Below are 6,889 nucleotides of genomic sequence, written 5' to 3' on the forward strand. Positions count from 1 at the left end.
TCCATATATTTCATTTATTTACCGTTACTATGAAATGGTGTATTCTTATGTTTGATACATAAAAACAAATATTGAATTTCATTCGTCTTCCTATAAAAAAGGCCTGTATCCCCTCACTCGGGTGCGGAGTTTTACTGCCCGGCAAATAACGGGATAAAAGAATGAAGAAATGGAGGAGTATATGATTAATAAGTTCAAACAAACGGATAACTACTTCCCCCACTTACTGCTGCTATTCATTGTATTTCAACCAATTTTAGATTTATTAACCTCTTTTTCAATCTATGTATTACATATGAGCGCAACAGTCGGAATCGTAGTCCGGTTCATCTTTATGCTTCTTGCATTAGGATATCTACTTCTTCATCATAAACAAAAGGATGCGAAAAAATATATTCTCTACTTATGCCTACTTGGAGTTGTACTCGCAATCGGCCTTGTTAATAATTTAATGGTCAAATCTCCAATTTCATTGGTCGAAGAAGTGAAATTTATTTTAAAAATCCTATACCCAATTGTGCTACTGTTTGGATATATCATCGCATTTAAAGAGTTAAAAAATAACGAATATACGTTTCATAAAATCATTACCTATTTCTTATATGCAACTTTAATTTTCAGTATCTCAATGATTGTGGCAATGTTAACTAGTACAGATTTCCCAAGCTATCCAAACTCAAAGATTGGTTCAAGAGGTTGGTTCTTTGCTGGAAATGATTTAAGTGCTATTTTCGCAATTATGTTCCCAATCGTTGTCTTATACTCGGTCCATAAAACAACTTCTTTCTCAAAAGTCTATTACTGGATTCCAACTATACTTGCGATGTATGCAAGCATCATGATCGGAACGAAAGTAGGCTACGGTGCCATTGTTATTACACTTGGTATCGCCCTTTTCTTCTTATTTATTGAATATATCATTCATCGTAAAAAAGAAGGAAAAGGATTCACATATCTTGTAAACACAGCTGTTGCTGCTATCATATTAGGAGGTTTATTCGTACTTACACCACATACTCCTATCGCAAAAAATATGAGCATCCATTTACAAATATATGAACATAAAAAGTCAGTACAAGAAGAAAACGACCGCAGAGAAGGAAAATTAATTACAGAAGATCCAGAAGAAGCAAGAAAACGTGCGCAGGGTGAATTAACAGACTCTGAAATGAAAAGTTTAATTTACAGTGATCGTGACAAGCTTTTAAACATACACAAACAATACTATAAAGACGCACCACTATCTCAAAAACTATTTGGAATGGGCTATGCTGGTAACTATACGGTTAAACCGAAGTTAGTCGAAATGGATTTCCACGATCTATTCTTCGCATTCGGAATTGTTGGGTTCCTTATGTACTTACTACCGCTTCTTTATTTTGGTATTAAAATATTCATTTGCATCATCACTAACTTCAAGAAACTATTAAGCGTAAAACACATGCTACTAGCTAGTACACTCGTCCTATCGCTCGGCATCGGCTTTATGTCTGGTCACGTATTAACAGCTCCAGCCGTAAGTATTTTCTTTGCCGTTATACTTGCTTATACGATTGTTGACCTTGATATTGAATAATACAAAGAAGGTGCTTCATAAAGTCACACTGGCTTTTGAAGCACCTTCTTTGTTATGTGATTGTTCTTTTCGATTTATCTGAAATAATTTTAATCCATGCTTTTCCATTTATCATTTCTTCACCTAAGAGTGTGAGATATTCTTGTTATACCTTCTAAACGCCTAAAAACTTCAATTTCTCTTTCTGTTCATCGTTCGCCATTACTACGATCGTTTTTTCAATACTTGGATGTACTTGTTCAAGCGTTACACTCGCTCCTGCTTTATCAGACTGCTCAACAAAATTTAATAACGCCATCGCTCCTGACACATCCATATAGCGCACATCTTTCATACGTAAAACAACCGGCGACTTTATACCTTGTAAAGCCGTAAAAATACGATCTACTGATAAGAAAGAAAGCGGGCCTTGAATCGTATACGTTGCTTCTCTTTCTTTTACAATTGAAGCTTTACGCTCTTTACATTTCACCATGTATAGAATGAAAGAAAGAATAATCCCGAACGCAACCGCGATCATTAAATCAAACTTCACTGTGACAATCATCGTTACGAGCATAACAAGCACATCACCTTTAGGTGCTACATGCATCTTCTTCATGCTTTCCCAATCAAACATTCCAATACCAGTTAAAATTAAAATACCTGATAATACGCCAAGTGGAATGTATTGTACGACCGAGCCAAGCCCCATAATGAAAATAAACAATATAACGCTATGCATACATGCCGAAAGCGCCGTTTTACCGCCACTTCTTATATTCACAATAGAACGCACAGTCGCACCCGCACCTGCTAATCCTCCAAACAATCCGCTCATCATATTACCAATACCTTGTCCAACAAGTTCCTTATTACTTTTATGACGTGTACCTGTCACGTTATCCATTACGACCGACGTTAATAACGAGTCAATCGATCCTAATAAAGCAATGCTAAGCGCTGGTAAAATAAGTTCTACTATCCCTAAGCCGCTTAAAGCCGGAATATGAATAGACGGCATCGCTTCTGGAATGGTTCCAATCTTTTCAATTACCTTATTGAGCGAAATATCCCCTACCATTGGAATATTCACCGTAAGTCCTTCTAATACAGAAGAAAATAAAGGAAGCGTAGCTGTCACACCGACTAATGCAACTAAGCTAGATGGAATGGCCTTAATCCACTTTCCAGAAACAATCATTACAATAATCGTTAATAATACAAGTAGAAAACTATTTTGCACGTGCTTCATTTCACCTAAAATAATAATCAGTGCAATGCCATTCATAAATCCGGAAACAACAGGATACGGAATATATCGAACGTAAGAACCGAGCCTACATACACCAAATAAAATTTGAAACAGTCCTGCCATCATAAATGCGATAAAACTCGCTTCTAACCCGTACGTCGCAATTACTCCTGTCGCAATAACTGTAATCGGTCCAGTTGGTCCTGTTACTTGCCCAGGTGTCCCGCCAAATAACGCCGCGAATAAACCAGCAAAAATGGCACCATATAATCCGACAAGCGCTCCTTCAGATGTTCCCGTTGCCGCAATACCAAATGCAATCGCAAGTGGCAATGCAACAATCGCAACAGTAAACCCTGCTAAACATTCCTTTGCTATTTTTTGAAACATACAATAACCACCTTACTTATTAAGTCCACATTCCATTGTACACCTAAATAGATTTATTCGTTAGCGTACTTTTTACAGTCTCGTGAAGTAAACGTATTCAATGAAAAGTTTCCCCCTTATCTTTGGAAACAATTGCAACTATGCTATAATGAACAAATTAAATCTTTTACTATATACTTGGAGGCACTATGCTAACTTTTGAAGAAAAATTATCGATCATTGAATCTTTCCCTGAATTAGAAAGAAAGAACGTATCATTAAAACGTGTAAACTTTCACTTTGAAGAAAGTCGTTTAGATAAAAAGAACGTTGTATATCACTTACATCCAAATGGAAACGGCTTTGTATATGCGAACGGCATTAAAGGTTACAAAACGGACGATAAAGGTATGATTAACATCCGCGAATTTTCAGCAGAAGAATTGCGTTCAGTAATTGAGCAATCAATCGAACGACTATCACAAGAAGAAATCGTAGTTCCTGCAGAGCCTGCGAAAGAAGAAGAATGGCATAACGAAGATGGTCATATTCTTACTCTTATCTCAGAGGATGACATGTGGAACGTTTACGCTGGCGTAAACTTAGACGGTACATTCAACTCTTATCCAGAAGCTGCGGAATACCTTGATGAAGAAGGTTTCTCACGTAAATAATGTGCTCCTTTACTAAGTAAGGAGCACACCACTGATGGTGATCCCGTACATTACGAGATCACCATTTATCAAATTACGAAGTCAAAACTTCTTATTTTCACTATCCCCGATAAAAATTTGAAGTTGACAACTATACGACTCTGTATTAAAAACATCAGTAACTAACTCCACTTCAATGAAACTTTCCACTTCTATATGATTTTCTTTTACATATTTAATCATAGTATTTCTACGTTCCTCTTCATTCTCTTTACTATATGCCAATGTTAAATATTTCCCGCTCGGTAATATTTTTATATTTTGCATGTCTTCCATCTGTACATGATCTTGTACCTTATTAAAAACATACTTCGGTTCTACATCCCACTTTTCATTGACATTGTAGAGAATCCCCATTTCCATTGCCATTTCCCCTTCATAATCTTGAGTGATTTTCTCTAAATCGGAATAATAAAGTAACTCCTGTAAACTCCCCACTTCTTTACAAGGCGCTACAATGACATACCGCTGTTCAAAGAACTCGATAGATACTTCATCACGTTTTAACATTTCCTGTGAACTCCCTACTTTCGCATGTAACCCATCAATCGTTTCAATTACCTCTTTCATTTTCTTTATATGTTCTTCAGCTTCTGCTCTCTTTAAGTATAAGAATTGGAATAATTTGTCTGTATTGCACTCCTTAAAAATCTCTTGAAGTTCTACGATACTGGTGTTCAGTTCTCTACAGCTTTTTATAATATCTATGTGAATAAATTGATCTATAGAGTAATACCTATATCCTGTTACTTCATCAATATGCTTTGGAATAAGAATCCCCATCTTATGATAGTACCTTAATGCTTTTATCGTTATATCTTTTATTTTTGCAACTTCTCCAATAGAAAATAATTTTTTCACCTGAATCTCTTCCTTTTTACTTTTTCTCCTACCACTATTGACTCTCCCCTTAGAGGAGACATTACTATTATAATAAGTTATTTACATTAATAAAGGGAGTATATAATTATGAGCACAGTAAAATATAGAAGCATTGTTAGAGAAGACTATGAATCCATTAAACATTTAATTGGTGAAGCATTTGGATTTAATCAATTCATTACAGATAAAAACTATTTAGATTCCTTATTAAACTTCTATCTACAAAGTTGTATTTTAGGAAGTTCTTTTAGCAAAGTAGCTGAAAAAGATAATAAAGTTATCGGTGTCATTTTAGGCGATTCCGAAAAAGACAAAAATCGTTTAAAGAGATTTCATAATAATTTTAGCTTTGCCTATAACACACTGAAACTAATCATGACGAATAAAGAGAATAGAGAGTTTTTAAAATCATTTATAAAAGTTGAAAAAACATATAAAGAACTAATTCAAGGAAAAGAAGATCGCTTTCAAGGCTGCATACAATTATTCATCGTATCCGAAGAATCGAGAGGTCTTGGAGTTGGGAAAACTTTAATGAACTACTTGTTCCAATATATGAGAACCGAAGATGTGACATCTTTATATTTATATACAGACAATAACTGTAACTATAGATTTTATGACAAACAAAACTTCAAGCGTGTCACAGAAAAAGAAATTACTTTTGAATCAATACAAGAAAATCTAAATATCTTTTTATACCGCTATGATTTCAACTAATTGTAACTTTCACACTTCTATGCTCTTTACTAAATAGTAAAGGGCTATATGAAGTATGATTATTCACTTTACATCTCACCCCTTTCACGATCACTCCTATATAGAAAAGAAGCGCGTGGTCATTAGATAGACTAAACCCTTCCACCAATACAGTTTCAGCTCAATTGGGGTGAGGCTATTCAACATAAAAGAAAAGGGGCAGATATGGCACAACATCAGTTTGAAAAGGAGAGTACAACATGGAATGGATTTATGAATTGTTTCAGCAATACGGGTATTATGTCGTACTCATCGGATTGCTTTTAGAATATATCGCTCTTCCATTTCCAGGGGAGCCAACATTAGCCTATGCGGGATTTTTATCCCATCAAGGTGATTTAAATTTACCAACTTTAATTATTTTATCTTTTATCGGGACAAGTGTAGGTATCACATTCCAATACTTTGTAGGAAACAAACTTGGCATGCCTTTCATTCAGAAATACGGCAAATATGTATTCTTAACACAACGAAAAATTGATTTAACGAAAATGTGGTTCGATAAATACAGATATTTCCTCATCTTTATCGCTTTTTTCATTCCAGGCGTACGCCACTTTACAGGATACTTTGCAGGAATTATCAACTTACCATTTCGCCGCTTTGCGATGACAATTTATTCAGGCGCTCTATTTTGGGTATCATTCTTCTTGATCGGTGGTTACTGGTTAGGTGAAAATTTAGAAGATATATTCATGATACTTGGTCAACACATTTGGAAAATTATTTTCGGTATTATTTTCATTACGCTAATCATACGATTTCGCAAAAAAATAAAGCATTCGTTTATAAAGTGAAACTTTAATCAACTCTCACCAATCTGGCGTTTACGGGCAGTAAAATTCCCACAAATAACAAAAAAAAACGGAGACCTATCGTCTCCGCTTTTTTATATACCTCGTGCTCCCTAACTACAAACACAGGCACTTAATACTCTCACGTTCATTAATTTTTTTTGCGTCTAAACATCATCGCTCCTAAAATTAATGCAAGCATACCCGCAATAGTAGAAGTAGATTCAGTTGATACTCCACCTGTTTGAGGAAGAGATTTTGATTGCTTATTATTTTCTTTACTAGATGGTACGTCAGATTGACTGTGTATATCTTGTTTGTTTTGTACTTCCGGTTTTTCTAACACACTTGTTTCCTCTGTCACCTTTGGTGTTTCCGGTTTTGATGGCTCTGCCAGTTCCTTCGTTGTTTCTTCTAGTGTTACCAAGATTTCCGGTTGTTCTTTCACCTCTGGCGTTTCAAGCACGTTCGGCTCTTCTGTCACCTTTGGTTCTTCCGGTTTTTCTTCTTTTATTTCTTCTGTTGTTTCTTCTTCTACTTGTTCTTCTTCTGGTGTTACATG

The 6,889-nt window shown here is 35.3% G+C and carries 7 protein-coding genes; 4 read left to right on the forward strand and 3 right to left on the reverse strand.

All coding sequences use genetic code 11. The features are described from left to right. Positions 1 to 181: 181 nt before the first annotated feature. Positions 182 to 1,576, forward strand: a complete 1,395-nt coding sequence (locus COI75_RS02050; RefSeq protein WP_000608624.1) for an O-antigen ligase family protein — start codon at positions 182 to 184, stop codon at positions 1,574 to 1,576. 154 nt (positions 1,577 to 1,730) lie between these two features. On the opposite strand, the gene COI75_RS02055 is transcribed toward COI75_RS02050, so the two are convergent. After that, positions 1,731 to 3,200 (reverse strand): SulP family inorganic anion transporter, encoded by a 1,470-nt coding sequence (locus tag COI75_RS02055; RefSeq protein WP_000486702.1) that lies wholly within the window; start codon positions 3,198 to 3,200, stop codon positions 1,731 to 1,733. 188 nt (positions 3,201 to 3,388) lie between these two features. Between COI75_RS02055 and COI75_RS02060 the strand changes: the two genes are divergently transcribed. Next, on the forward strand, positions 3,389 to 3,853 hold the full coding sequence (locus COI75_RS02060; RefSeq protein WP_000955005.1) for a hypothetical protein: 465 nt from the start codon (positions 3,389 to 3,391) through the stop codon (positions 3,851 to 3,853). Positions 3,854 to 3,934: 81 nt separating this feature from the next. On the opposite strand, the gene COI75_RS02065 is transcribed toward COI75_RS02060, so the two are convergent. Further along, positions 3,935 to 4,753, reverse strand: a complete 819-nt coding sequence (locus COI75_RS02065; protein ID WP_000732822.1) for a MerR family transcriptional regulator — start codon at positions 4,751 to 4,753, stop codon at positions 3,935 to 3,937. Positions 4,754 to 4,861: 108 nt separating this feature from the next. On the opposite strand from COI75_RS02065, the gene COI75_RS02070 reads away from it, so the two are divergent. Continuing rightward, positions 4,862 to 5,494 (forward strand): GNAT family N-acetyltransferase, encoded by a 633-nt coding sequence (locus COI75_RS02070; protein WP_000108761.1) that lies wholly within the window; start codon positions 4,862 to 4,864, stop codon positions 5,492 to 5,494. A 239-nt stretch (positions 5,495 to 5,733) separates the two neighbouring features. After that, positions 5,734 to 6,330, forward strand: coding sequence for a DedA family protein (locus tag COI75_RS02075; RefSeq protein ID WP_000454872.1), 597 nt, complete (start codon positions 5,734 to 5,736; stop codon positions 6,328 to 6,330). Between the two features lie 148 nt (positions 6,331 to 6,478). On the opposite strand, the gene COI75_RS02080 is transcribed toward COI75_RS02075, so the two are convergent. Next, a partial coding sequence (locus tag COI75_RS02080) for an LPXTG cell wall anchor domain-containing protein (RefSeq protein ID WP_255265667.1) occupies positions 6,479 to 6,889 on the reverse strand: 411 nt, incomplete at its 5' end.

The sequence above is a fragment of the Bacillus cereus genome (assembly GCF_002564555.1).
Taxonomy (GTDB): domain Bacteria; phylum Bacillota; class Bacilli; order Bacillales; family Bacillaceae_G; genus Bacillus_A; species Bacillus_A cereus_K.

Excerpts from the sequence above, each read along its gene's own strand:
- COI75_RS02050 (WP_000608624.1), top strand. The coding sequence starts at position 182 with ATGATTAATAAGTTCAAACAAACGGATAACTACTTCCCCCACTTACTG.
- COI75_RS02055 (WP_000486702.1), bottom strand. The coding sequence starts at position 3,200 with ATGTTTCAAAAAATAGCAAAGGAATGTTTAGCAGGGTTTACTGTTGCG.
- COI75_RS02060 (WP_000955005.1), top strand. The coding sequence starts at position 3,389 with ATGCTAACTTTTGAAGAAAAATTATCGATCATTGAATCTTTCCCTGAA.
- COI75_RS02070 (WP_000108761.1), top strand. The coding sequence starts at position 4,862 with ATGAGCACAGTAAAATATAGAAGCATTGTTAGAGAAGACTATGAATCC.
- COI75_RS02075 (WP_000454872.1), top strand. The coding sequence starts at position 5,734 with ATGGAATGGATTTATGAATTGTTTCAGCAATACGGGTATTATGTCGTA.